Origin of the sequence: Rhodococcus spelaei, from assembly GCF_006704125.1 — a bacterium.
In the GTDB taxonomy this organism is placed as follows: Bacteria; Actinomycetota; Actinomycetes; order Mycobacteriales; family Mycobacteriaceae; genus Rhodococcus_G; species Rhodococcus_G spelaei.
This window is the reverse complement of the sequence record NZ_VIGH01000004.1, coordinates 131766-155026: the sequence shown is the minus strand read 5'-3', so window position 1 is coordinate 155026 and position 23261 is coordinate 131766. Positions and strand designations below refer to the sequence as shown.

Annotated in this window: 25 protein-coding genes; 12 read left to right on the top strand and 13 right to left on the bottom strand. The window is 69.4% G+C overall.

Translation table 11 applies throughout. From position 1 onward, the window contains the following. Positions 1–20 precede the first annotated feature (20 nt). The 3 genes from FK531_RS10145 (at position 21) to FK531_RS10135 (ending at position 3557) form a co-directional block, all read left to right on the top strand. Positions 21–1451, top strand: coding sequence for an amidase (locus tag FK531_RS10145; RefSeq protein ID WP_142098672.1), 1431 nt, complete (start codon positions 21–23; stop codon positions 1449–1451). Between the two features lie 132 nt (positions 1452–1583). After that, positions 1584–2240 (top strand): M50 family metallopeptidase, encoded by a 657-nt coding sequence (locus FK531_RS10140; RefSeq protein ID WP_142098669.1) that lies wholly within the window; start codon positions 1584–1586, stop codon positions 2238–2240. Between the two features lie 705 nt (positions 2241–2945). Then, the gene (locus tag FK531_RS10135) at positions 2946–3557 is read left to right on the top strand and encodes an Rv1352/Rv1906c domain-containing protein (protein WP_142098666.1); all 612 of its coding nucleotides are present in this window, start codon (positions 2946–2948) and stop codon (positions 3555–3557) included. A gap of 9 nt (positions 3558–3566) precedes the next feature. Here the strand turns inward: FK531_RS10135 and FK531_RS10130 are convergent, their stop codons facing one another. Genes FK531_RS10130 through FK531_RS10120 form a run of 3 tightly spaced genes read right to left on the bottom strand, consistent with a single transcriptional unit; the run spans position 3567 to position 5616 of the window. Beyond that, entirely contained in the window at positions 3567–4391 is an 825-nt protein-coding gene (locus FK531_RS10130) for a protein phosphatase 2C domain-containing protein (protein ID WP_142098663.1), read from the bottom strand. A gap of 6 nt (positions 4392–4397) precedes the next feature. After that, positions 4398–5042 carry a DUF6308 family protein gene (locus FK531_RS10125; protein ID WP_142098660.1) on the bottom strand — a complete coding sequence of 215 codons (645 nt, stop codon included), beginning with the start codon at positions 5040–5042 and terminating at the stop codon, positions 4398–4400. Then, positions 5035–5616, bottom strand: a complete 582-nt coding sequence (locus FK531_RS10120) for a hypothetical protein (protein ID WP_142098657.1) — start codon at positions 5614–5616, stop codon at positions 5035–5037. Before FK531_RS10120 ends, FK531_RS10125 begins: the two co-directional genes overlap by 8 nt. Positions 5617–5771: 155 nt before the next feature. Between FK531_RS10120 and FK531_RS10115 the strand changes: the two genes are divergently transcribed. Both FK531_RS10115 and FK531_RS22345 read left to right on the top strand, forming a co-directional pair. Then, entirely contained in the window at positions 5772–7193 is a 1422-nt protein-coding gene (locus tag FK531_RS10115; RefSeq protein ID WP_142098654.1) for a phenylacetate--CoA ligase family protein, read from the top strand. Between the two features lie 229 nt (positions 7194–7422). Beyond that, complete coding sequence (locus FK531_RS22345; protein ID WP_181762898.1) at positions 7423–7581, top strand: hypothetical protein; 159 nt, start codon at positions 7423–7425, stop codon at positions 7579–7581. A 60-nt stretch (positions 7582–7641) separates the two neighbouring features. Here FK531_RS22345 and FK531_RS10110 read toward each other — a convergent pair whose 3' ends face one another. The 5 genes from FK531_RS10110 to FK531_RS10090 are packed head-to-tail and all read right to left on the bottom strand — an operon-like array spanning position 7642 to position 13345. Next, positions 7642–9846: an acyl-CoA dehydrogenase family protein gene (locus FK531_RS10110; RefSeq protein WP_142098651.1), complete on the bottom strand. Its 2205-nt coding sequence runs from the start codon at positions 9844–9846 to the stop codon at positions 7642–7644. A gap of 5 nt (positions 9847–9851) precedes the next feature. Then, entirely contained in the window at positions 9852–10721 is an 870-nt protein-coding gene (locus FK531_RS10105) for an SDR family oxidoreductase (RefSeq protein WP_142098648.1), read from the bottom strand. 35 nt (positions 10722–10756) lie between these two features. Beyond that, positions 10757–11662 carry a MaoC/PaaZ C-terminal domain-containing protein gene (locus tag FK531_RS10100; protein ID WP_142098645.1) on the bottom strand — a complete coding sequence of 302 codons (906 nt, stop codon included), beginning with the start codon at positions 11660–11662 and terminating at the stop codon, positions 10757–10759. 7 nt (positions 11663–11669) lie between these two features. Beyond that, positions 11670–12101 carry a type II toxin-antitoxin system Rv0910 family toxin gene (locus FK531_RS10095; protein ID WP_142098642.1) on the bottom strand — a complete coding sequence of 144 codons (432 nt, stop codon included), beginning with the start codon at positions 12099–12101 and terminating at the stop codon, positions 11670–11672. A gap of 41 nt (positions 12102–12142) precedes the next feature. Next, positions 12143–13345 carry a lipid-transfer protein gene (locus tag FK531_RS10090; protein ID WP_142098639.1) on the bottom strand — a complete coding sequence of 401 codons (1203 nt, stop codon included), beginning with the start codon at positions 13343–13345 and terminating at the stop codon, positions 12143–12145. 104 nt (positions 13346–13449) lie between these two features. On the opposite strand from FK531_RS10090, the gene FK531_RS10085 reads away from it, so the two are divergent. The 5 genes from FK531_RS10085 (at position 13450) to FK531_RS10065 (ending at position 16175) form a co-directional block, all read left to right on the top strand. After that, positions 13450–14145: a TetR/AcrR family transcriptional regulator gene (locus FK531_RS10085; RefSeq protein WP_142098636.1), complete on the top strand. Its 696-nt coding sequence runs from the start codon at positions 13450–13452 to the stop codon at positions 14143–14145. A 37-nt stretch (positions 14146–14182) separates the two neighbouring features. Continuing rightward, positions 14183–14755: a TIGR03086 family metal-binding protein gene (locus FK531_RS10080; RefSeq protein ID WP_142098633.1), complete on the top strand. Its 573-nt coding sequence runs from the start codon at positions 14183–14185 to the stop codon at positions 14753–14755. Between the two features lie 141 nt (positions 14756–14896). Then, positions 14897–15355 (top strand): MarR family winged helix-turn-helix transcriptional regulator, encoded by a 459-nt coding sequence (locus tag FK531_RS10075; RefSeq protein WP_142098629.1) that lies wholly within the window; start codon positions 14897–14899, stop codon positions 15353–15355. After that, positions 15352–15729: a DUF5313 family protein gene (locus FK531_RS10070; protein ID WP_142098625.1), complete on the top strand. Its 378-nt coding sequence runs from the start codon at positions 15352–15354 to the stop codon at positions 15727–15729. The genes FK531_RS10075 and FK531_RS10070 overlap by 4 nt, the downstream gene beginning before the upstream one ends. An 80-nt stretch (positions 15730–15809) precedes the next feature. Then, complete coding sequence (locus FK531_RS10065) at positions 15810–16175, top strand: hypothetical protein (RefSeq protein WP_142098622.1); 366 nt, start codon at positions 15810–15812, stop codon at positions 16173–16175. 37 nt (positions 16176–16212) lie between these two features. Here the strand turns inward: FK531_RS10065 and FK531_RS10060 are convergent, their stop codons facing one another. Beyond that, entirely contained in the window at positions 16213–16521 is a 309-nt protein-coding gene (locus FK531_RS10060; RefSeq protein WP_142098619.1) for a rhodanese-like domain-containing protein, read from the bottom strand. 57 nt (positions 16522–16578) lie between these two features. Next, on the bottom strand, positions 16579–17334 hold the full coding sequence (locus FK531_RS10055; protein ID WP_142098616.1) for a lysophospholipid acyltransferase family protein: 756 nt from the start codon (positions 17332–17334) through the stop codon (positions 16579–16581). A gap of 146 nt (positions 17335–17480) precedes the next feature. Between FK531_RS10055 and FK531_RS10050 the strand changes: the two genes are divergently transcribed. Further along, the gene (locus tag FK531_RS10050) at positions 17481–17918 is read left to right on the top strand and encodes a 6,7-dimethyl-8-ribityllumazine synthase (RefSeq protein WP_142098613.1); all 438 of its coding nucleotides are present in this window, start codon (positions 17481–17483) and stop codon (positions 17916–17918) included. A 117-nt stretch (positions 17919–18035) separates the two neighbouring features. Here the strand turns inward: FK531_RS10050 and FK531_RS10045 are convergent, their stop codons facing one another. The 3 genes from FK531_RS10045 to FK531_RS10035 all read right to left on the bottom strand — a co-directional run bounded on the left by FK531_RS10045 (position 18036) and on the right by FK531_RS10035 (position 22163). Continuing rightward, positions 18036–19010 (bottom strand): alpha/beta fold hydrolase, encoded by a 975-nt coding sequence (locus tag FK531_RS10045; protein WP_181762923.1) that lies wholly within the window; start codon positions 19008–19010, stop codon positions 18036–18038. Positions 19011–19016: 6 nt separating this feature from the next. Then, positions 19017–21203: a phosphocholine-specific phospholipase C gene (locus FK531_RS10040; protein WP_435531045.1), complete on the bottom strand. Its 2187-nt coding sequence runs from the start codon at positions 21201–21203 to the stop codon at positions 19017–19019. A gap of 120 nt (positions 21204–21323) precedes the next feature. Next, entirely contained in the window at positions 21324–22163 is an 840-nt protein-coding gene (locus FK531_RS10035; protein ID WP_142098605.1) for an alpha/beta hydrolase, read from the bottom strand. Positions 22164–22311: 148 nt separating this feature from the next. Here FK531_RS10035 and FK531_RS10030 point away from each other — a divergent pair, with 148 nt between their 5' ends. Beyond that, a complete protein-coding gene (locus tag FK531_RS10030; protein WP_290367619.1) occupies positions 22312–23253 on the top strand; it encodes a DUF5996 family protein in 942 nt (313 codons plus the stop codon). The last annotated feature ends 8 nt before the right edge of the window (positions 23254–23261 follow it).

Genomic DNA, 23261 nt, shown 5'->3' with positions numbered 1-23261 from the left:
CCCGCGACCCCGAGGACCCCATGAGCAGCGACAGCACCCGAGTCCCCGCCTTCCGTGTGCACGCCTTCCGCGACGACGCCCTCGGCGACCTCGACGCCACCGGGGTCGCGGAGCTGGTCGCGTCCGGGCAGGCCTCGGCCCGCGAGGTGGTGGCGGCCGCGATCGAGCGGGCCGAGTCGGTCCAGGCGGGACTCAACGCGGTGCAGTTCGCCGACTACGACCGGGCCCTCGCACAGGCCGACGCGCCGCGCCGCGGCGTGTTCGGCGGTGTCCCCACCATCGTCAAGGACAACGTCGACGTCACCGGGCTGCCCTCCGGCCACGGCAGCGCGGCCTTCACCCCGAAGCCGGCGGACCGGGACAGCGACGTCGTCACCCAACTGCTGTCCACCGGCCTGGTCTCACTCGGCAAGAGCAGACTGCCCGAGTTCGGGTTCAGTGCGTCCACCGAGTACGCGGCCGGCGAGCCAGTACACAATCCGTGGAACCCGGAGTTCTCCTCCGGTGCGTCGTCGGGCGGGTCCGCGGCGTTGGTCGCGGCCGGTGTGGTGCCGATCGCGCACGCCAACGACGGCGGCGGCTCGATCCGGATCCCGGCCGCCGCCTGCGGACTGGTGGGCCTCAAGCCGACCCGCGGCCGCACCGTGGCGGACCCGATGGACCAGTCGATGCCGATCCGCGTGGTCACGCAGGGCGTCGTCACCCGGACGGTCCGGGACACCGCCCGGTACTACGCGGCCGCCGAAAACCATTACCGCAACCCGAAACTTCCGCCGGTTCGGCTAGTCGAGGGACCCAGCTCGACCAGGCTGCGCGTCGGCGTCATCGTCGACTCCGTCAACGGTTTCCGCACCGACGACGAGACGCGGGCGTCCGTGCAGGCGACCGCGGACCTACTCGCCGGTCTGGGGCATCGCGTGGAGGAGGCACCGATGCCCGTCGGACCGTCGTTCGTCGAGGACTTCGGCCTGTACTGGGGATTCCTGTCCTTCGCGATCAGCAGCGGGGGCAAGAAGATGTTCGGCTCCGACTTCGACAAGGCCAAGACCGACAACCTCTCCCGCGGCCTGGCCGCGATGTACCGCAAGAACATCGCGAAGACGCCCCGCGTCCTCTACCGGTTGCGGCGCACCCAGCGGGTCTACGCGGACGCCTTCGCGAAGTATGACGTGATCTTGTCGCCGGTGGTCGCGCACACCACCCCGCCGCTCGGGTTCCTCTCCCCGACGCAGAGTTTCGACGACCTGTTCCGAAAGCTGGTCGACTACACGGCGTTCACCCCGCTGAACAACGCCGCCGGCGGTCCCGCGATCTCGCTTCCACTGCACCAGACCGCGACGGGACTTCCGCTGGCGTCGCATTTCTCGGCGGCGCACGGCGACGAGCGGACCCTGCTGGAACTGGCATTCGAACTCGAGCAGGCGCAACCGTTCCGCCGCATCCAGGGCTGACCCCCTTCCCCCACACACCAAGACACCCACGCCAGCCCAGGGTGAAGGGAACCTTCACCCTGTCTACCTGGTTGAAGGTTCCCTTCACCCGGCGGTGTCGGTGTCGCCGGGCGGGGTTGGCACGATGGTCGGGTGAATCCGGACTGGGACCAGTGGTCCACCTACCTGCCGATCGTCGTTGCGGCCGCGCTCGTGCTGCTGCGGCCGTTGTGGCCGCTGTCCCGGCACGCGGTGACACTCGCGCACGAGGCGGGCCACGCCATTGCCGCGGTCGCGACGGGGCGACGGTTGACCGGGATCCGATTACATTCGGACACTTCGGGTCTGACGCTCTCCCGCGGTAAGCCGCGCGGGCCCGGGATGGTGCTGACTGCCGCGGCGGGCTATCTCGCGCCGTCCCTGCTCGGCCTCGGCGGTGCCGCCCTCGTTGCGGGCGGCTGGCTCCGAATCCTGCTGTGGGGCACCGTGGGACTGATGGTCGTGATGCTGCCGTTCATCCGGAACCTCTTCGGCCTCCTCGTGCTGGTGGTCAGCGGTGCCGCATTCGGCGTCGTCGCCTACTTCGGATCAGCCTCCCTACAGCTGCAGTTCGGCTACGTCGCCATCTGGCTGCTGCTCATCGGGAACCTGCGCACGGTCGTCGAGGCTGCCGGGACCCGCTCGGGCCACTCGGATCTCGACCAGCTGCGGAACCTCACCCACCTGCCGCGGTGGCTGTGGGTGGTCCTGCTGGCGGGGGTGTGCGTGGGGACCGGAGTGTTGGCGTGGCGGGCCCAGTACCTCGTCTAGTGCGCCGAGGTCACAGCCGCGGGCGAGGGACCGCCATCGCACCGATCCGGGACGTCACGCCGCAGGTCCGCCTGCGGCGTGACGTCGGTCCACCAATGGCCCGACATTCGGCCCCACCCGATCGGGCGCGGGCCGGATGTCGTCGGGGGGAGACGAACGAGACCTGCTATCCCGACATCGATGCGCTGCCGGTTCCCGCCGCGACCAGGGCAAGCAGTACGGCGCCAATGCCTGCGATGGAACCGATCTGACTGAGATCCGAGTTCGATGAACCCATGTGAATACTCCTTTGTCGATGAGTGCGATACGGTGCCGAACCTGCCTGCGACGAAATGTGTTGCACGACTGGCCGACAACTCATTCGTACCCGCGCCTCGAGGCGGCTCGCAATGCCAGGCACCTTCACGTTTGCTGGCAACTCCATGCCGTTCAGACATTGCGGACGAACCGCACCTCACGGAACCGGTGTTCACGCCCATCGGGAGAAGCGCTCGTGCAGTAGGTCCGCGGTAGTGTCGCGGATCTCGTCGCCGGACCCCATCGTGCCCAGTTCTGCGACTCGGTGAGGTCGCCGCATGCGCGGCGGCGAAACTTGTCGGTGCCCTCTGTCAGTCTGTGCGGCTCTCACAAATGTCGAGGGCGCGTCGCGCAATGACGGCAGGAACCGTCGGCGCGCGACCTCGTTCGTATGCACAGGAGCTCGACGTGACCGAGTACTTCCCCTCCACGGAGCCGCTGGTTCCGACCGCGCCGACCGTCGCCCCCACCACGCCGCACCGCTGGCCGTGGATCTGCGCGATGGTCGCGGCGCTGCTGTTCGGTGTCGGCATCGGCATTCTCGCGTGGTCGGACCCGTTCGGCGAGCGCATCGCCTCGATCGAGCAGCGTGAGCAGGCCGCGACGGCGCAGGAGCAGTCGACGACGCAGCGAGTGCAGTCGGTCGAGCAGCGCGAGAAGGGCCTGGCCGACCGGACCCGGATCGAGAACGCCGCGCTCGACACCCGCAAGGTGCAGCTCGACAAACTGAGCGGCGAGCTCGCTCAGCGCGAGCAGGCACTGCTGCCGAAGGAGCGCGAGGCGGCGCGCAGCACCATCAAGGGCGACGGAATCTTCCTGGTGGGCAAGGACATCAACCCCGGCACCTACCGCAACAGCGGGACCAACGGGTGCTACTGGCAGCGGTCCAGCGGAACCAGCGGCGACTTCGACGAGATCCTCGCCAACGGCAACGAGAACGGGCCGGCAGTGGTGACGATCCAGGCCTCGGACGTCGCGTTCACCGCGAAGCGGTGCGGGGTCTGGACGCCGGTGAACTGAGACGGACTGTCACCGCGGCGTCCACACCGCGACGACGGTGCGGTCGTCGCGGTGACCGGCCTCCTCGGACGCGATGCGATCGGCGAGGTCGGACAGCCGCGGCGGGGTGGTCCATCCGGTCGCGAACCCGGCGGCGACGGCGCTGCCGCCGTCGTCGAACGCGTCGCCTATGCCGTCGCTACACACGACGAGCAGTTCCTCGCGGTCTACCTCGTAACTGGAGCCGGCGACGACGGCGTCGTCGGGCAGCGGGAGGGCGAGCGCACGCGTGGCGGCGACCTCGCTGCGGGTCAGACGCCCTCCGGACATCAGCAGCCAGGGGTCGAATCCGAGTGCGCCGGAACGGGTCTGCCGCCACCAGGCACTGCTGTCGCCGACGGTCGCAGTGTGTGCCAGCCAGGGGCCGCCACCGTCGACCCCCTCGACGACGAAGGCGGTCACGGTGGTGGCCATGACGTCGGCGACGGCGTCGAGGCTCGGTGCGCTGTCACCGAGCACGTCACCCGCCGCCCGGGTCACCGCCTGGGAGGCGACCCGCAGGTGCACGGTCCAGTCGCCGGAAACCTCGAGTTCCGCGGTGAGCAGATGATCGGCCAGCGCCGCGCTCGCCGCCTCCGCGGCCAGGTGGGAGAACTCCATCGTGCCGAGGCCGTCGCAGACCACCACCGCGAGACGGCCGCGTCCGTGCCGCACCGCGTACGCGTCCTGCCGTGGCGTCGCCGCGTCGTGGTGCGCACTCCCCCGCGCCGACGCCGCGCGGACCCGCCAGCCATGAGTGTCGAGCGCGTCGTGCACGGTGTCGGGCACGACCTCGCGCCATTGCCTCCCCGTCACAGTCGATCAGTATCCCTTGCCCTGCATCCATGCGAGCACGTCCAGCACCCGCACCGCGGGCACCGACTCCGGGAGGTCCGCCCGCTGCCGCAGGTCGACCAGTCGACGGTGCAGTTCGCCATCGCGGTGGCGAAGCGAGAGCCGCACCGGCTCGAGGTGCGCGACCTTCGTGCCGAGCTGCCTCCCCACGACGTCGTCGTAGATCGGGTACAGCCGCGGGCGTTTGCGGGCAATGAGTTTCGACGCGATGGTGCGACCGATCCCGTGGACCTCCCGCAGTGCGGTTTCGAGTCGCCGGGCCGGCGATTCCGGTGTCATGGGTTCGGGTTCGTCGACGAGCTCGCGGTCCGGCCCCACCTCGACGAGTAGGCGATCGAGCTCGGCGTGCTTGTCCCCGAGCATGATCCACGCCCCCTGCGCCGGCACCTGTACCGACAACAGGGTCACTGCGACGAGATCGTCGGCGGTGAAGGTGTCGGCGTCGGCCTCACGCCTGCCGCTGGGGTCCCACGAGTCCCACCTCGCGCCGGTGCGTAGGTGGCCCGTCTTGATCACCGGGCGCGCGAAGTACTCCCGCAGCACGTCGACGGCTGCGTCGTCGTCCCCGTCCCGCAGGACCCGCGGCAGTCGGATCGGCAGGTCGTCACTCATCGGTCGTCTCCTGCGCGAGGACGTGGGCCGCGAACGCGCGGTTGTGGAACTGGGCGTAGGGCCCGCGGCCCTTCGTGACGAGATGTTCGGCGAGGGGCCGGGTCGCCTTGTCCAGCGGCAGCTCGAAGAACTGCTCGTCGGCGCCCTCGTCGGAGAGGAACCAGTCCAGCAGGACGCCGTCCCCGTCCGCGGATGCCATCGAGGTGGGCTGCATCCGTACCAGCGGCGTTCGGAGCGCGAGTTCGTCCAGTGTGCAACCGGTTTCGGCGTTCAGCGCGGATGCCGACACATACAGCCCGGTGCGGTAGTCCACCACCTCGCCGCCCTCCGTGAACCGCTCGACGAAGAGCACCTCCATCGGCCCGACGTTGAGGGTGAACAGCCGCTGCCGCTCCGCGGCACTGTTGGTCGCCGGCAGCGCGCTCAGCGTCCATCGATCCACCTCCCCGCCGGCCGGATCGTCGAACGCATCGGCAAGGTACCCGGAGATCAGGTCGGTGACCACGTCGAAGAACGGGTCCTGTTGCAGCGTTGCGAAGTTCTCGTCGCTCGCCGAGGGTTGAACGGTCGCCATGGCGTTCATTGTCCCCGAGCCTGTTCTGTGACGGCAGGCAGCCTCGCCCGGATCGCCGCGGCGCGTTCGCGGGGATGATCTGATTTCGCAGCTGTGGAAGACTGGTCGGCAGGTGCACGATCTGACCCAAGATCTCCTCTGGCGCGGAGAAGACGATGTCCCGATCGGTCCACGACAGCAGCCCTCAGGTGCGCGATCCGAGAGCGGCGTACGGGCGCGTACGCGACGCACACCTCGATGCGGTGCACGCGGCGTTCGAGGACCACATCGGGCGCATGGACTGGTCGCGGGAACAGATCGAGCGCTACCGCGACCAGCGGCTGCGGGCGCTGCTCGGATACGCCCGCGAGCGGTCGCCTTTTCACTCGCGACGATTGCGTGACCTCGATCCGTCTACCGCCACGGTCGCCGACCTGGCGAGTCTGCCGGTGATGACCAAGCAGGAGGCGCAGGACGAGTGGGACACCATCGTGACGGTCCCCGACCTGGACCGCCGCGCAGCAGAGCGCATCCTGGCCGAACAACCGTGGTTTTCGTACACGCCGGGCGGTCAGCAGATCTTCAGCTCCGGCGGGTCGAGCGGTGTGCGGGGTGTGTACGCGTGGGATTGGGAGCTGTTCGTGTCCTTCGCCTGCCTCGCCTGGCGATTCCAGGCGCGGGAGGAGCTGCGGGGTCCGCCGCTGCCACGTGCAACCCGCCTCGCGGTGCTCACGGCCGGTGAGCCTCCGCATGCCAGCACTCCGTTGTTCGACGTGGCGACCGCACCGGGGATGGACACCGTCGTGATCCCCGCGCGCGCACCGTTCGACGAGGTCCTCGCCGCGGTCGCGGCAGCCCGGCCGACCCATCTCGTCGGGTACGCGACGGTGGTGGGCCGGCTGGCCCGCGCGGCCCTGGCGGGCGACCTGGAGCTTGAGCTCGCCCGGGTCAGCACGAACTCCGAGCCCCTGCTCGACGAGGATCGACAGGCCGTGCGTGACGCCTGGCACGTGCCGATCCACAACCTGTGGGGGTCGACCGAGATCGGCGTGCAGGCGGTCGGGTGCGGGCACGCCGACGGGCTGCACGTGTGCGAGGACGAGGTGGTACTCGAACGCGTCGACGAGGCCGGTGTGCCGGTCCCTGACGACGAACCCGCCGCCAGGACCCTCGCCACCGGGCTCGCCAACCGGACGTTCCCGTTCATTCGCTACGACCTCGGCGACCAGGTCACGATGTTGCCTGGACAGTGCTCCTGCGGAAGCGCGTTCGTGCGGGTGGCCGACATCGCCGGCCGCCGTGACGACGACTTCCACTACGGGTTGTGCACGGTGCCCGCGAGCGCGTTCCGCCACGTGCTCGGCACCGATCCTCGCGTCTCCGAGTACCAGGTTCGGCAGACCAGCGCCGGGGCGGAGATCCTCGTGGTGGGCCGACCCGACACGGCCACACTGACTTCGTCGCTGGTGGCCGCTCTGCGCCGGCATCGGCTGCCGGACGCGGAGGTGCGTGTCCGCGTCGTCGACCGGCTCGAGCGACACGAGTCGACCGGGAAACTTCGGCGGTTCGTCGCGCTCGACGGTCACCCCGGCCACTAACGACCTCGATCACACACACGTTTCGTCGCCGTCACACCCCTACTGGGCGTTCATTCGTTCTTTGCCAGGGTGATCGCGACAAAAGGTGTGTGCAGGCCCTGCCCGGCCCGCCCGCTCCGACCGACTTCGCCCTCTCCGACCTCGTGCTATCGTCCTGACCAGCACATTCGCACTCTGGGGAGGGTGCGAGCACGTCGAGGCGTACGAGTCCGCCCGCCGCGACGCCGAGGTGCAGGCACGGGACCTGCGCGGCGAACTCGGCGCCGATCCCCGCATCACCGCCCTGATGGCGCTGGCGGAGAACGCATCCGACGCGACGGCGACCGATCGCCCCGCCGATGAGGACGACGACGGCTACTACAACCGCTCAATTCTGCAGAGACCGTAACGACAGCAGAGCGGGTCCCGGAGTCCGACGAACTCCGGGATCCGCTGCCGCGTAGCCGACTCAATCCCGAGGCAACCCCAGCATCCGCTCGCCGATCACGTTCAGCTGCACCTCGGTGGTGCCGCCGTAGATGGTCGTCGCACGCCCGGCGATTAGCTGTTCCATCGCCTTGTCGCTCGGCTGTCCGGGTATCGCAACGGCGCCCGCCGCCCCCAGCTCGGCGACCACGAACTCCGAGATCGACTGTCCCAGACCCATACCCAACAGTTTGCCGACCGACGAGGTGGTGCTCACGTCCACACCCGACAACTGCTTGAGCACGATGCGGGACCCGATCAGGTCGATGGCCTGACTCTCGGCGATCAACTCGCCGAAGTGGAACCGCCCGACGGGGCCCAGCTCGCGGCCCGCGACGAACGCCAGCAGGTCGCTGTCACTGGCGTAGGCCTCCATCTTCTGGCTCAACGCCACCCGCTCGCCGGCCAGGGTGGTGCGCGCGACATGCCAGCCGTCGTTCACCGCGCCGATCACGTTCTCGTCGGGAATGAAGACGTCGTCGAGGAATACCTCGTTGAACAGCGCCGAGCCGGTCATCTCCCGCAGCGGCCGCACCGTCACGCCCGGAGTGGACATGTCCAGCACGAAGTACGTGATGCCCTCGTGCTTGGGTTTGGACGGGTCGGTGCGCGCGATGAGCATCGCCCAGTCCGCGAACTGCGCGACGGTGGTCCAGATCTTCTGTCCCGTGATCTTCCAACCACCGTCGACCTTCTCGGCCTTGGTGCTCAACGCCGCCAGATCCGATCCGGCACCCGGCTCGGAGAACAGCTGGCACCACACGAGATCGCCGCGCAGGGTGGGGACCACCAGGTCCTGCTTCTGCTGCTCGTTTCCGTGCCCGACCACCGCGGAGACCGCCCAGCCGCCCATCAGCAGCTGCGGCATCGCGATCCCCGCCGCCCTGATCTCCTGCGAGATGACGATCTGTTCCAAGGGTCCCGCGCCGCGCCCGAACGGCTCGGGCAGGTGCGGCTGCACCCAGCCGCCGTCGCCGAGCGCGATCAGCTGATCGTCCTCGTCCTCGATCGCAGCGACCGGGGCAAGTTCGGCGCGGACGGCCTCGCGGATCGGCTCGGCCTCGTCCGGCAGTTCGATCACCGATGCCCGCGTGACGCCCGCGAGCGCTTGGGCCGCGACCCGGTCGGCCCGGTCCTCGCGGGTGCCGAGCACGCCCCGCAACGACAGTGCGCGGCGGTAGTACAGATGCGCGTCGTGCTCCCAGGTGAACCCGATGCCGCCGTGCACCTGGATGCAGTCCTGCGCCACCTGCACGGCCGCATCCGGCACGATCACCGCTGCCACGTCCGCCGCGAAATCGGCTGTGGTGTCACCGGAGTCGAGTGCGGACGCCGCGTCCCACACCACCGCCCGCGCCTTCTCCAGCGCGATGCCCATGTGCGCGCACTTGTGCTTGACGCCCTGGAACTGGCCGATCGGTCGGCCGAACTGGATCCGCGTCTTGGCGTACTCCGACGCCGTCGACACGCACCACGACATCACGCCGACCGCCTCCGCGCCGAGCACCACGGTCGCGATCGAGCGCACCCGCCTCTCGTCGAGTCCGTCGAGCACCCGGCCGGCGTCCACTCGGATGCCGTCGGCCTGCACCCGAGCCGAGCCGCGCAGCACGTCGATGCTGTCCTGTGCGGTGACGGTCACGTCGGCGGAATCGACTACCACCCAGCGGGTCTCGTCGCCGATGGTGGCCGGCAGCAGCAGCACGTCGGCATGTTCGCCGCCGAGCACCGCGTCGGCCACACCGGTCAGGCGGTAGCCGCCCTGGTCGGGTTCCACGTGAAACTGCCCCTGCCCCAGCGCCACCGCCCCGGTCCGGGACCCGTCGAGCAGACCCGGCAGCACCTCGATGCCGACCTTCGAGTCGGCGGCCGCGAGCACCGCGACCGCCAGCGCCGTCGGCACGAAGGGGCCGGGAGAAACGGTGCGCCCCAACGCTTCCAGTGCCACCGCCAGCCCGAGCAGGCCGGCGCCGTGCCCACCCTGCGCCTCCGGGACCGCCAGGCCCAGCAGGTCCTGCCCGACCAACGCCGACCAGAACTCGGGGAACTTTGCTTCCGACTTCGCGTCGACTGCCGCCCGGACCTGCTCGGCGGTGATGGTCCGCTCGGCGAACGCCCGCACCGAGTCGGCCAGCGCCGTATGCTCCTCGCTCAGGCCGAGGCCGAGCTCGTAACTGTTGCGCGCCATGGTCGTCAGCCCAGCCGGTCGGCGAGGTCGTCGATGGTCCACGGCCCCTCGGACTCGATGGTGGTGACGTCGTGCCAGCCGGCGAGCTCGGTGATGCCGCCGCCCTGCACCGCGTACACCTTGCCGGTGAGCTTGCAGTCCGCGGAGGCGAGTCGGGCCACCAGCGGGGAGATGTTCGACGGTGCGAACGCGTCGAACTCGCCCTCGGGGACCTCGGCGGCGAACAGCGCACCCATGCCCGGCGTGGCGAGGGTCAGTCGGGTGCGGGCGATCGGCGCGATCGCGTTGACCCGTACGCCGTAGCGCTCGAGTTCGTCCGCGGCGACCAGGGTCAGCGCGGCGATGCCCGCCTTGGCTGCTCCGTAGTTGCCCTGGCCGGCGTTCGGCATGAACGTGCCCGACGCCGAGGACGTGTTGACGACCGCCGCACTGACCGGCTCGCCCGCCTTGGACTGCGCCTTCCAGTACGCGGCGGCGTGGTGCAGGGTGGCCGCGTGCCCCTTGAGGTGCACCGCGATCACCGCGTCCCACTGGCTCTCCTCCATGCCCGCGATGAACGCGTCGCGCAGGATCCCCGCATTGTTGACCAGCACGTCGAGTCGACCGAACTCGCTCACGGCCTGGTCGACCAGCGCCTTCGCGCCGGCCCAGTCGGCCACGTTGTCGGTGTTCGCGACAGCCTTCCCACCGGCCGCGACGATCTCGTCGACGACCTGCTGGGCCGGTCCGGCGTCGGAGCCGGACCCGTCGTTGGCGCCGCCGAGGTCGTTGACCACGACGCTGGCGCCCTCCCGCGCGAACAGCAGCGCGTGCTCGCGGCCGATGCCGCGTCCCGCGCCGGTGATGATCGCAACGCGTCCGTCCAAGCTTCCCATTGGTGAGGCCTCCTCAAAATGTGGTGACAGCAGATTCAGCTGTCGGAGATGACGGCGAGGCCGTCCTTGATGACCAGTTCGTCGCCGACGGTGGTCTCGAAGGCATACGCCTGTGAGTCCTTTCGGCCCCCCTGCGGACCAGAAGGACTCACGGGCGCAGCCCAGAACCGCGTCTCGATGTCCTGTTCGGGCAGAACCGGTTTGGCGAAGCGGACCGCGAGCCGGCGCAGCCTTTCGGTCCTGCCGTCGGACAGCTCGGTGAGCGCGGCCCAGGACGTGAACGCCATGGTGCACAGGCCGTGGTTGATGATCCCGGGCAGTCCGGACATCCGCGCGATCTCGTCGTCGAGATGGATCGGCATCGGGTCGCCCGAGGCCGGCGAGTACCGGAACGTCTGGTCCTTGTCGATGTGCGCGGTAACCGACGCCGCCGGAGCAGTGCCGCGCAGCGCCTCGTCGAAGCGATGCTCGGGCGCCTTGTCACCCACTCCGGGACCTGCGTCGGACTTACGGAAGAACGCGGTCATCCACTGCTCGTTGACCAGTTCGCCCGTGTCAGTGCGGGTCTCGACGTACACGACCACGGTCGAGCCGTTCTCGCGGCCCTCGAACCCGGTCGGCTTGGCCCGCACCACCAGTGTGTCGCCGGGGTAGATCGGGCGGTGGAAGTGGAAGTCCTGCTCGCCGTGCACCAACTTCATCAACAGTTCGACCGGCGCCACCGAGAGCGCGGCGGGTGCCATCGAGAAGAAGGCCGGCACCACCGCGAACACCGGCGGGGCGATCTCGCCGCGCAGGTGCCGCTCGATCGGGTCGTTGGTGGCCGCGGCGTACTCGGCGATCCGTTCGGCGGTGACCTCGAAGCGTTCCTCGTCGGTCCACTGACCGAGACCCGACGAGTCGAACTCGACTGCGTTTTCCCTGTCGACCGGCGCATTCATCAGGGCGTCAGCCGACCAGCTCGGCGAACTTGGCGAGGGAGGCCTCGAGGTCCGCGGCGGCGTTCTTGGCAACGGCCTTGCCGATCGGGCCGACGATCATGGTGCCCTTGAAGCTGGCGTCGATGACGGCCTTGGAACCCGAGCCCTCCGGCTCGACCTTGAGGGTGAACTCGACGGTGACGCCGGCCATGCCGGTGCCCGCGATCTTCACCAGGTTCGGGGCGTCCACCTCGGTGACGGTCCACTCGATCTTGTTGGCCATGCCCATCACCGAGACGACCTCGGTGAAGTTGGCACCGAGCGCGACCTCGGTGGGCAGTTCGCTCTTCCAGCCCTGGTGGATGGTCAACCACTCCTCCCAGCGGGACAGGTCGGAGAGCGCGGACCAGGTCTTCTCGGGGGCGGCGGGCAGCGAGGCGGAGACGGAAACGGAAGCCATGACGAAACTCCTTGCGGGTGAGGATGTTCTGGGTTGGATGACTAGCGATTGGCGGGCCGGTAGGCGGTGACGACCACCGCGCCGCCGAGACCGATGTTGTGCTGCAGCGCGACCCCGGACGTGGTCGCGGCGGCCGACACCTGCCGGGCGTCGGCGGTGCCGCGCAGCTGCCAGGTGAGCTCGCTGCACTGGGCCAGACCGGTCGCGCCGAGGGGGTGCCCCTTGGAGATCAGGCCGCCCGACGGATTGACGACCCACTGGCCGCCGTAGGTGGTGGCGCCGGCGTCGACGAGCTTGCCGCCGTCACCCTCGGGGCACAGGCCGAGCGCCTCGTAGGTCAGCAGCTCGTTGGTCGAGAAGCAGTCGTGCAGCTCGATGACGTCGACGTCGGTGGCGCTGATGCCGGCCTGCTCGTACACCTTGCGGGCGGCGACACGGGTCATGTCGGCGCCGACGAGGCTGATCGCGCTCCGGTCCGCGAACGTGGACTCCATGTCGGTGACCATGGCCTGTCCGACGATCTCGACGGCCTGGTCGGCGAGGCCGTGCTTGTCGACGAACGCCTCGCTCGCCACGATCACGGCGCCGGAACCGTCCGAGGTCGGCGAGCACTGCAGCTTGGTCAGCGGGCCGTAGATCCGCTTCGACGCCAGGATCTCCTCGAGCGTGTACTCGTCCTGGAACTGCGCGTACGGGTTGTTCAGGGAGTGCTTGTGGTTCTTGACGCCGATCTTGGCGAACTGCTCCTCGGTGGTGCCGTACCGCTCCATGTGCTCCTTGCCGGCGGCGCCGAACATGTACGGCGCGGGCGGCATCGCGAACTCCTGCAGCTCCGCGAGCGCGAGCAGGTGCCGCATCATCGGCTGCTCGCGGTCGTCGTAGATGGTGCCGAGCGAGCCTGCTTGCATCTTCTCGAAGCCGAGCGCGAGGGTGCAGTCGGCCTGGCCACTCTTGACGGCCTGCGTCGCGAGGTACAGCGCGGTCGAGCCGGTCGAGCAATTGTTGTTGACGTTGACGATCGGGATGCCGGTCAGGCCCAACTCGTAGACGGCGCGCTGGCCGGAGGTGGACTCGCCGTAGACGTAACCGACGTAGGCCTGTTCCACCTGGCGGTAGTCGATGCCGGCGTCCTCGAGGGCCTTGGTGCCGGCCTCCCGGGCCATGTCCGGGTAGTCCCACTCGCGGGCCCCCGGCTTCTCGAACTTCGTCATCCCGACGCCGACGACGAAAACCCTGTTGCCCATTTCCACTCCTGAGTGAGAGACGAAACTGTCTGCGACACGCTGTCCCACTAAACTAAGTGAGACACACTGTCCCGTCAATCACCTGTGTGGGTATCGTGTGGTCGATGCCAGAGAAGGTCGATGCCGCCCCGCGCCCCGAATCGGACGGCCGCGCCACCCGGTGGGACGACCACAAGGCCGACCGCCGGGACCGGATCCTCGACGCCGCCATGGCCGCGATCGACGAGGGCGGCGCGGACATCGGGGTCAAGCAGATCGCCGAGCGCGCCGGCGTGCCCCGGTCGGTGGTCTACCGGGTCTTCAAAGACCGCGGCGACCTCGACGAACAGTTGCGGGCCCGGATCCTCGAACGACTGATGGAGCACGTGACCCCGGGACTGACCCCCGAAGGCACCATCGAGGAGGCCATCGCCAACGCCGTCGACAACTACCTGCGCTGGATCGTCGAGTCGCCGCGACTGCACCAGTTCCTCGGCATCGGATCGGCCAGCCACCGGACCACCGGATCACGGGCGGTCACCGGGACCAAGACCGCGATCGCGGTGCAGCTCAGCGCGATGCTCGACGCGATCCTGCGCACGCAGGGCAAGGATCCGGCCCTGGCCGAGACGATGGCGTTCGGACTGATCGGACTGGTCGACGTCAGCGTCAACCGCTGGCTGAGCAGCTCGCAGTCCGAAGTCGGCATCGACCAGCTCGCCGACTTTCTCACCGTGTCCATCTGGCAGGTGCTCGACGGAAACCTGCGCCGGATGGGCGTCACCATCGACCCGACCACCCCGGTATCGCGCCTGTTTTAAGGTTCCGCTCGGGTGACGGCGGTGGTACGACGGATGAATGGCTCCTTCACCTGAAGACCAACTCGCCCGAGTCCTCGCCGACACGACGGAGCTGGTCGCCGCCGTTCGCGACGACCAGTGGGACGCGCCGACACCGTGCACCGACTGGAGCGTCCGCCAACTGGTCGCACACATGGTCGCCGGTAACCAGATGTTCGCCGAGGTCGTGAACCGACGTCAGCCTGCCGGCATCCCCGGCCCGCCGCCCGTCGAGTCGCTCGGCTCCGACCCGGCTGCCGCCTACCGCGACGCCGCAGACGCGGTGCTCGCGGCGTTTCGCCGGCCGGGGGTGCGCGAGCAGCAGGTCACGGTGCCGTTCGGCACGGTTCCCGGCATCGTGGCACTGCACCTGCGGATCACCGAGATCCTCACCCACGGCTGGGACCTTGCCCGCGCGACGGGGCAGGCGGTCCACTTCCCCGACGCAATGTCCGAGCAGGCGCTCGAATTCACCCGCAGCAAGCTGTCCGCCATCCCGCCCGACCGCAGCCCCTTCGGTCCGCCGCAGGAGGTCGCCGACGACACACCGGCGATCGACCGGCTCGCCGCCTGCCTCGGCCGCCGCCCGTGACAGCCCCCCACCCGCTCCGCGCAGCGTTGAACGGGAGTTCACGGTCCGTTCTCGACTCGAAACCGGACCATGAACTCCCGTTCAGCGGATGTGCGTCGCAGATTTAGTTAGTGCGCGATCTATTCGTGTACGCTTCTTTATGTGACTGCCGTCGAATCCGATCCGCTCGCACTGGACCGCCAGGTCTGCTTCGCGCTGGCCGTCGCCAACCGGGCGGTGCTCTCCGTCTACCGACCGCTGCTCGAACCGATGGGCCTGACGCACCCGCAGTACCTGGTGATGCTCGCACTCTGGGGCGAGGCGCCCATGTCCGTGAAATCGATAGGCGCTGCGCTGCAACTGGATTCGCCGACCCTCTCGCCGTTGCTCAAGCGGCTCGAAGCCTCGGGTCTGATCACCCGCAGCCGCAGCACCGAGGACGAACGGTCGCTGGTGGTCGACCTGACCGACGCCGGACGCGACCTGCGCGCGCAGGCCGAACTGATCCCACCGGCCGTGGTCGCGGCACTCGGCGTCGGGCTCCCACAGCTCGAGGAGTTGCACCGCGTCCTGACCGACATCAACAAGGCCGCACTCGAGGCAGGAGCCCTGAACCCATGAGCGCCACCCGACCGAACCCGCTGCAGTGGGTCGCCTACGCCTGCGGCGCGAAGCTGCCCGATTCGATGCACGCCTGGGTCCTCCGCGACCTGACCGGCGACCACTTCCTGATCCGGCACCTGATCCGCGCGATGGTCCCGTTCCTGCCACTGTTCGCGGTGTTCATGCTCTTCCCCGGCCCACTGTGGCTACGAGGGTCGATGGTCCTCCTCGGCGTGCTGCTGGCGCTGTTCTACTCGGTGGTCTACATGGACCAGAACCGGGCCCGGCGCCTGCAGAAGAACGGGCTGCCGCAGGACCTGGAGAATCCGCGCCGCCGCGCCGCACGGGAGGCGCAGGAGAACGCCTACGACCGAGCGTGGCGACGCGCCTGATTCGAGCCACACGGCGCGGCTGCGGCCGTAGACTCTGCATCGGTCGATTTCGAAAGCCCTCGCAATCGAAAGGCTCGAAGATGCGCTTGCTCACAGCCGCACCTGCCGCCGCGACTCTCGTTGCCGCGGCCGCCCTCCTCGCCGCCCCATCCGCGCAGGCCCTGACGCCGCAGACCGTCTTCGGCACGGTGACCTGCCAGAACTCGGCACAGCAGAAGTCGCGACCGACCGGTGCGTGGGTAGTCAGCGAGAAGGGCGAGTCCGGCCCGAGCAAACTCAGCGACGGCGGCGGCCACAGCTGGACCCAGAATTACACCTTCACCACCTACGACGCCGGGCGATTCCGGGTCGTCGTAGGGTGCGGCGGCACCGCCCAGGCACCGGGTAAGGCGGTTGTCACCGACTGGATGAACCCCGGTAGGCACAACCTGACGATGAACTTCTGACGCCTCGCCAGGCCCCGATCTGTCAGGCGCCGATTTTTCAGGCGCCGGTCTCGACGGGGCGACCCGAGGCGACCCACGCGTCGGTGCCGCCGACGACGTTGACTGCGTTGATGCCCGACGCGTTGAGGAAGTTCGCCGCCTGCGCGCTCCGGCCACCCATCGCACAGATGACGAACACTGTTGGTGCCGAAGGGATCTCGCCGACACGTCCGGCGAACTCGCTGAGCGGGATCAGCGCCACACCGGGTACGTGACCCTGCGCGTACTCGTCGGCCTCGCGCACGTCGATCACCGGTGCGCCCGCCGCCAGCGCCTCGTCCAGGCCGGCCAGGTCCACTTGCTGCATTGCGCTCCCTCTTTCGTCGTCTCACCCCAGCATACCCAAGGGGGTATAGGAGCGGCGTCAGTACCGGGCCACCGCGCCGTCGACGGCGTCCTGCAACCCCGCCTGAACCAGCCGGGCGATCTCCGCGGGCTTCTCGGGCAGGTCGGTCACGGGGGTCGTGAAGTACACACTGGCCCCGCGCACGGCGGCGTCGTCGGCGTACCGGTCGACGCCCGGACCGTAGCTGATCCCCATGTGCACCAGAGCCGGGCGCACGCCGAGCTTCATCGCCCGGCTGGTGATGTGACCGATCCCGCTGCCGATCCGCTGGAGCCGGGTCGGGTCCTCCTCGTTGCAGGTACCCTCCGGGAAGATGGCCACGTCGTCGCCTCGGCGCATCCGCTCGGCACACACGTCCATCATCCGCTGACCAGCCGCGTTGACCGCCCGCATGCCGTGGTTCTTGCCACGGAAGACCGGGATGCTGCCCATCAGGTCGATGCGGTCACGCCGCGTCGGCTCGGCGAACAGCTCGTCCTTCGCCAGCACCCTGGTCCGCCCGATCACCTGTCGCAGCGGGCTGCGCCAGGCCGCGCCGGCCACCGTGTACGGGTCCCGCTCCGTGAGGTGGTTGACCGCCAGCACCAGCCGGGTGTTCGAGCGCACCAACTCCCGCAACCGCTCCCGCACGCCCTCCGCGTACCTGATCCGGGGGCGGAACCGGTAGGCGAGCGTCGCGTACGCGGCCTTGGCGAGCAGCCGGTTCTGCTGGTGAGCCAGGTAGTAGTCGTAGACCGCGTCGGAGTTCTCGAGTGTCACGTCGGGCTTGTCCATGCTCCCACTGTACGGACGGCGCCGCGATCGGCCCGTTCGACGAATCCGACTGCACACCAGCCATATTCAAACCAATCGGTACGGAACCTCGCCGCAATCGCCGGTCCCGCTGGTGTCGCGACGTTGTCCGGCTCTAGCATTTGTGCATGAGCATTGCCTTCGTCCAGGCCACCTGGCACCGGTCCATCGTCGACCATGCACGCGACGCCTTCGCCGCCCGGTGGCGCGAGCTCGGTCACGATCCCTCCGAGATCGAGTACTTCGAGACCCCGGGAGCCTTCGAGATCCCGCTGCACGCGCAGCGCCTCGCCCGCACCGGCCGCTTCACCGCGATCGTCGCCGCGGGCCTGGTGGTCGATGGCGGCATCTACCGGCACGAGTTCGTCGCGTCGGCCGTCATCGACGGTCTGATGCGGGTGCAGCTCGACACCGACGTGCCGGTGTTCTCTGCGGTGCTCACCCCGCACCACTTCCACGAGCACGCCGACCACGCGGAGTTCTTCACCGCACACTTCGACAAGAAGGGCGCCGAGGTGGCAGACGCCTGCTCGGGCACCCTGGCCTCGCTCGCGACCATCAAGTAGTCGCGGCCCGCCGCCCCTCTCCACAGGGTGATGGGAACCTTCGCTCGGTCTAACTGGCTATTGGTTCCCATCACCGTGAGGCGGCGGGCAACCCGACGGGGGCGGGCGGTCAGGCCGTCAGGCGGGCAGGCCGGCCAGGAACTCGAGCATTGCCGCGTTCACCTCGGCAGGCTTCTCCATCTGCACGAAGTGCCCTGCACCGTCGATCACGTGGGTGGACACGAGGCCCGGTACCAGCTTTCGCATCGCCGCGAATGGCTCCCTGCCCATCATCTCGAGCACGGGGTCCTTCGCCCCGGCGATGAACGTCACCGGCAGCTCGATCGGACGGTCGTGCAGGGCCTCGTTCTGCACCCACACCGCGTCCTCGGCTCGGTACCAGTTCAGTCCACCGGTGAACCCGGTCCTCGTGAACTCCGCTGCGTAGTAGTCGAACTCGTCCTCGCTGAGCCAGTTCCACGGCAGCGCGGGTGGCTGAGGCAGCACGTCCAGGTAGCCGTTGCCCTCGGACGGGAAGTCCCAGCAGTCGAGGTACCGGTTCGCGCCGCTGAGCGCGTGGAAGATCTTCGCGAGGAACTCGCGCGGGTGCTCCCCCAACTCAGGGTCCGCGACACCCGGTTCCTGGAAGTAGTGCACGTGCGCGAAGTGCTGGGAGGCGAGGTACTTGAACCCGACGCTCGGCTGCACGGGCAGGCGGGGGGTGCGGGGCACGCTGAGCTGCATCAGCGCCGACACCCGACCCGGGGCCCAGGCCGGCAGGTCCCACACCAGGTGCGCGCCGAAGTCGTGGCCGGCGAACACCGCCTGCTCGACGTCGAGGGCGTCGAGCAGGCCGACCATGTCCCCGACCGTGTGCGGACGGTCGTACTCACTCGCGTCCGCCGGCGCACTGGTCCCGCCGTACCCGCGCATGTCGGGCGCGATCACCCGGTACCCGGCCGAGGCCAGTGCCTCGATCTGGTGCCGCCAGGTGAACCAGAGTCCGGGGAACCCGTGGCACAGCACCACCGGCCGACCCTCGCCGCGCTCGGCGACGTGCATCTCGATCCCGTTCACCGCGACGGTGCGATGAGTCAACTGCGACATGACAATTCCCCTCTAGGCCGAGCCGGTACCGAGCGGTAGCAGCGACGACGATCCCGCCAGCGGATTGGTCGAGCCGGAACCACCCGGCGCGGGCCCGGACCAGGTCAGGTCCCCGGTGGCCGCGACGACCACCGCGCCCTGACTGACGCTCTCCGCACCGTTCTCGATGTGCCCCGTCCACCGGCGCCGGAACGCAGCGTCCTCGGTCAGGGTCACTTCCGCCTCGTACCAGCCCCGCGTCGACGCGATCGTGTAGTGGGACTCGGCGCCCGCGGCAATCACGCCGCCGCTGTCCTGCCCGCCGACGGTCAGCCGCACGGTCACCGGTCCCGCGCCGGCATTGCGGATCGTCACGCGCACCGCCCGACCACCGGCGTCGATCGCGTTGCGGACCGACACCCCGGCCCCCGCGCCACTGACGCTGCCTGCGAACTCACGCCGAAAACCGTTGGGCCCGAGAAGCGTCAGGTCGTACTTGCCCCGCGGCAGCGCTACCGAGCTGTTCGAGGTGCCGATGACGTCGAAGTGTCGGGGCGTCTCGAACTCGCCCGCGTACGGGTACAGCGCGAAGTGCACGCTCCGCTCGCCGGAGTTGCTCAGCTGGACCGTCAGCGCCCCCGCCTCGAGCGCGGCGTGCGCGTCCGGCTGGTACGGCAGCGCGCGGGCAGGCCGAGAACCCGTTTCCTGCACCGGCATTCGCCCGGTGGTCGGCGGCGCGGGTGTCCACCTCGGTTTCAGCGGCGGCGCCGCCGGCGGCCGGGTCACCGACGGCCGGGCGTGCGGGGCGCCGAAGTCGAACGCGGAGGTGAGGTCGCCGCTGACGGTCCGGCGCCACCCGCTGATCTCCGGCTGGGTGAACCCGAACCGCTTCTCCAGGAACTGGGTGATCGAGGTGTGGTCGAACACCTGCGAGCAGACGTAGCCGCCGACCGTCCACGGCGAGACGACCGTCATCGGCACCCGCGGGCCGAGGCCCAGCGCCTCCGCGCCGACGAACTCGTCGACGGTCCCGGCGGGCGGCATCGGCGGCGGCACGTGGTCGTAGTACCCGTCGTTCTCGTCGAAGTTGAGGAAAACCGCCGTCTTCGACCAGGTTTCGGGGTCCGAGGCGAGCGCGTCGAGCACCTGGTACACGAGGCTCGCGCTGGCGGCCGGCGAGGAATCCGACGGGTGCTCCGAATCCACGGTCGAGGGCACCAGGTACGAGACCTGCGGCAGTGTCCCCGCCGTGACGTCGGCGCGGAACCGGGCCGCGAGCCGGCCGGGCCGCTCGCGGCGCAGCGCCCGCTCGTACAGCTGCCGGTCGGCCGGATCGAGCCGGCCGACCGCCTCGTCGAGGCACCGCAGCAGCACGTCCTGCGCGGGTGCGGGCAGCAGGCCGAGCCCGCCGTAGAGCGCCATCAGCGTCGGGAACTGGTACGGCAGCAGCGACGGGCTGCCCAGCAGCCGCGAGACCACCTTCTTGAAGGAGACGAAGTACTCGAGGTTGTTGTCGGTGAAGTTGTCCCACTCCTGGTAGGTGTGCCAGGACACCCCGGCGGCCTCCAGCCGTTCCGGCACGGTCGTCCAGGTGTATCCCGAATGCCCGGGCAGGTACGAGGAATTGGTGACCGCGCGGGCGCCGTTCGACTCGAATCCGGTGTAGCCCGACACCCAGTAGTTGCGGTTGGGCGCGGTCGAGGTCGGCACCGAGCAGTGGTAGGCGTCGCAGATGGTGAAGGACTCGGCGAGCTCGTAGTGGAACGGAATGTCCTGCCGTTCGTAGTGCGCCATCGTCGCCGCCGTCTTCGCGGGGACCCAGCCGTCATGCCACCCGGCGGCGAGCGCCTTGTGCCCGCCTGCCCATTCGTGGTCGAGCGCGGTGACGTTCTGACTGTCCATCCGCTGCGCCTGCGCCGAGTCGCGAATCGGGAAGGGCACCACCACCTGGTCGCCGGCCGGCTGCTCGTAGACGGTCCGGCCTGTGCGCAGCCGCAGGGCGTTGGGATCGCCGAATCCGCGGACGCCACGCAGCGTGCCGAAGTAGTGGTCGAACGCCCGGTTCTCCTGCATCAGCAGCACCACGTGTTCGACGGAGCCGAGGCTGCCGGGCGCGACGGGGGCGGCGAGGACCTGCTGCAGTGAGGGCGGCAGCAGCGAGCTCGCCGCGGTGGCACCGAACGCTCCCGCACCGAGGGCCATGAAGCGGCGCCGGGACATGTCACGTGTCAAGGAAGCGACCTATCGGTGCGGGAAACAGCGAGCGCCCGGAGACTACCCGCGCGAGCATGTCGGGCGGGGCGAAACCGAACGCCCGAACGCGGGACCTTCGGCGCGGGCTCAGTGCGCGAGCCGTGGCTGCAGCCACCCGACCAGGTCGTCGAGCACCTGCTCGCGCTCGGGCTCGTTGAACACCTCGTGGTACAGCCCCGGGTACTCCGTGTAGGTCAGGTCGTCCAGGGTGACCGTCGCGGCGATCATGCGGCTGCCGTTCACGTTCGCCAGTCCGTCCTCGCTGCCGTGCAACAGCAGCAGCGGGATCCGCAGCGACGGCAGCCGTTCGGGCAGCGACTCGGCGTTGACGATCAGCCCGCGTGCGATGCCGGCCGGCACCTTGCCGTGGTGCACCAAGGGATCCGCCTTGTACGCGGCGACGACCGCCGGGTCGCGGGAGACCAGGTTGGCGTCGAGGGTCTGCACCGGCAGCGACGGGAGGAAGCGTCCGACGATCTTGCCGACCTCGACGACGACGCCCGGCACGCCGGTGGTCACGTCCACCGCGGGTCCCGACAGGATCAGCCCAGCCAGCAGGTCCTGGTGGTCGAGCGCGTAGGACAGCGCCATCGCCCCACCCATGCTGTGTCCGAGCAGGTAGAGGTCGAGGCCGGGCTGCTCGGTGGTCGCGATGCCGACGAGCTGGTGCAGGTCGTCGGTGAAGTCCGACCACGCCTTGAGCTCGACACGCTTGCCGCCCGACCGCCCGTGGCCGCGATGGTCGGGCGCGTACACGGCCAGCCCCAGCCCCACCAACCGCTCCACCACGTGGTCGTAGCGCCGGGCGTGTTCACCCAACCCGTGTGCGAGCACCAGCACCGCGACCGGCGGCCCGTCCGGCGTCCAGACGTCGTAGTCGATGCGGGTGCCGTGCTTGCCGATGAACGAGGACTCGGTGTGTGCCACGGCTCGAGCTTAGGCCGCAATCGACGGCGTCGGCCGGTATTGACTCGTGCCCTGCCGAACGGAAGCGACGGTGGATACACTCGGTTCGTCGACCCACGCCCCAGCTGAATCCGAACGACCGGTGAGCATTCACCCGGACGGAGGCACGGTGACCGAGCACAACCCGACCGCCCTGACCTGGCCTGCATTGCGCGTGGCCGACTGGACCGCCACCCGGGACACGCTGCACATGTGGACCCAGATTGTCGGGAAGGTCCGAATGGCGCTCTCGCCCCTGGTCAATCACTGGTGGCAGGTGACGCTGTACGTCACCGCGCGCGGCCTGAGCACCGGGACCATCCCGTGTGGCGGCCGCGCCCTGGACGTCGAGTTCGACTTCTGCGACCACCGCCTGCACCTGCGTACCAGCGACGGGCGCGCGGGGGAGGTTGCGCTGGAACCGAAGTCGGTCGCGCAGTTCCATGCCGAGACCATGCAGGCGCTCGCCGACCTCGGGGTCCACGTGCGAATCCAGGCCGCCCCCAACGAGGTCGAGCCTGCCATCCCGTTCGCCGAGGACACCGTGCACTGCGCGTACGCCCCGGACGCGGCGCAGCTGTTCTGGCGTCAACTGGTGCAGGCCGACCGCGTCTTCAGGACGTTCCGCTCCCACTTCATCGGCAAGGTCAGCCCCGTGCACTTCTTCTGGGGTGCAATGGATCTGGCCTGCACCCGATTCTCCGGCCGGTCCGCACCCACCCATCCGGGCGGGGCACCCAACTGCGGCGACTGGGTGATGGTCGAGGGCTACTCGCACGAACTGAGCAGCTGCGGCTTCTGGCCGGGCGGCGGCGAGGAGGGCGCCTTCTACTCGTACTGCTACCCGGCGCCGGACGGTTTCGCCGACTACCCGGTCGGACCGCGGGACGCCTTCTACAGCACCGAGTTCCAGCAGTTCCTGCTCCCCTACGAGGCGGTCCGCACAGCCGCCGACCCGGATGCCACGGTGCTCGAGTTCCTGCACGAGACCTACAGCGCCGCGGCCGACCTCGGGAACTGGGACCGGCCCGCGCTGGAGTGCGATCCGGGGCGGTGGGACCTGCTCCGCTGACGAGACGG

Bases quoted from the DNA above. Each gene is read 5' to 3' on its own strand.
- FK531_RS10145 (WP_142098672.1), top strand. From the start codon at position 21: ATGAGCAGCGACAGCACCCGAGTCCCCGCCTTCCGTGTGCACGCCTTC.
- FK531_RS10125 (WP_142098660.1), bottom strand. From the start codon at position 5,042: ATGAGTGACGACCTGCCGATCCGACTGCCGCGGGTCCTGCGGGACGGG.
- FK531_RS10120 (WP_142098657.1), bottom strand. From the start codon at position 5,616: ATGGCGACCGTTCAACCCTCGGCGAGCGACGAGAACTTCGCAACGCTG.
- FK531_RS10115 (WP_142098654.1), top strand. From the start codon at position 5,772: ATGTCCCGATCGGTCCACGACAGCAGCCCTCAGGTGCGCGATCCGAGA.
- FK531_RS10110 (WP_142098651.1), bottom strand. From the start codon at position 9,846: ATGGCGCGCAACAGTTACGAGCTCGGCCTCGGCCTGAGCGAGGAGCAT.
- FK531_RS10105 (WP_142098648.1), bottom strand. From the start codon at position 10,721: ATGGGAAGCTTGGACGGACGCGTTGCGATCATCACCGGCGCGGGACGC.
- FK531_RS10100 (WP_142098645.1), bottom strand. From the start codon at position 11,662: ATGAATGCGCCGGTCGACAGGGAAAACGCAGTCGAGTTCGACTCGTCG.
- FK531_RS10095 (WP_142098642.1), bottom strand. From the start codon at position 12,101: ATGGCTTCCGTTTCCGTCTCCGCCTCGCTGCCCGCCGCCCCCGAGAAG.
- FK531_RS10090 (WP_142098639.1), bottom strand. From the start codon at position 13,345: ATGGGCAACAGGGTTTTCGTCGTCGGCGTCGGGATGACGAAGTTCGAG.
- FK531_RS10085 (WP_142098636.1), top strand. From the start codon at position 13,450: ATGCCAGAGAAGGTCGATGCCGCCCCGCGCCCCGAATCGGACGGCCGC.
- FK531_RS10080 (WP_142098633.1), top strand. From the start codon at position 14,183: ATGGCTCCTTCACCTGAAGACCAACTCGCCCGAGTCCTCGCCGACACG.
- FK531_RS10070 (WP_142098625.1), top strand. From the start codon at position 15,352: ATGAGCGCCACCCGACCGAACCCGCTGCAGTGGGTCGCCTACGCCTGC.
- FK531_RS10065 (WP_142098622.1), top strand. From the start codon at position 15,810: ATGCGCTTGCTCACAGCCGCACCTGCCGCCGCGACTCTCGTTGCCGCG.
- FK531_RS10060 (WP_142098619.1), bottom strand. From the start codon at position 16,521: ATGCAGCAAGTGGACCTGGCCGGCCTGGACGAGGCGCTGGCGGCGGGC.
- FK531_RS10055 (WP_142098616.1), bottom strand. From the start codon at position 17,334: ATGGACAAGCCCGACGTGACACTCGAGAACTCCGACGCGGTCTACGAC.
- FK531_RS10050 (WP_142098613.1), top strand. From the start codon at position 17,481: ATGAGCATTGCCTTCGTCCAGGCCACCTGGCACCGGTCCATCGTCGAC.
- FK531_RS10040 (WP_435531045.1), bottom strand. From the start codon at position 21,203: ATGTCCCGGCGCCGCTTCATGGCCCTCGGTGCGGGAGCGTTCGGTGCC.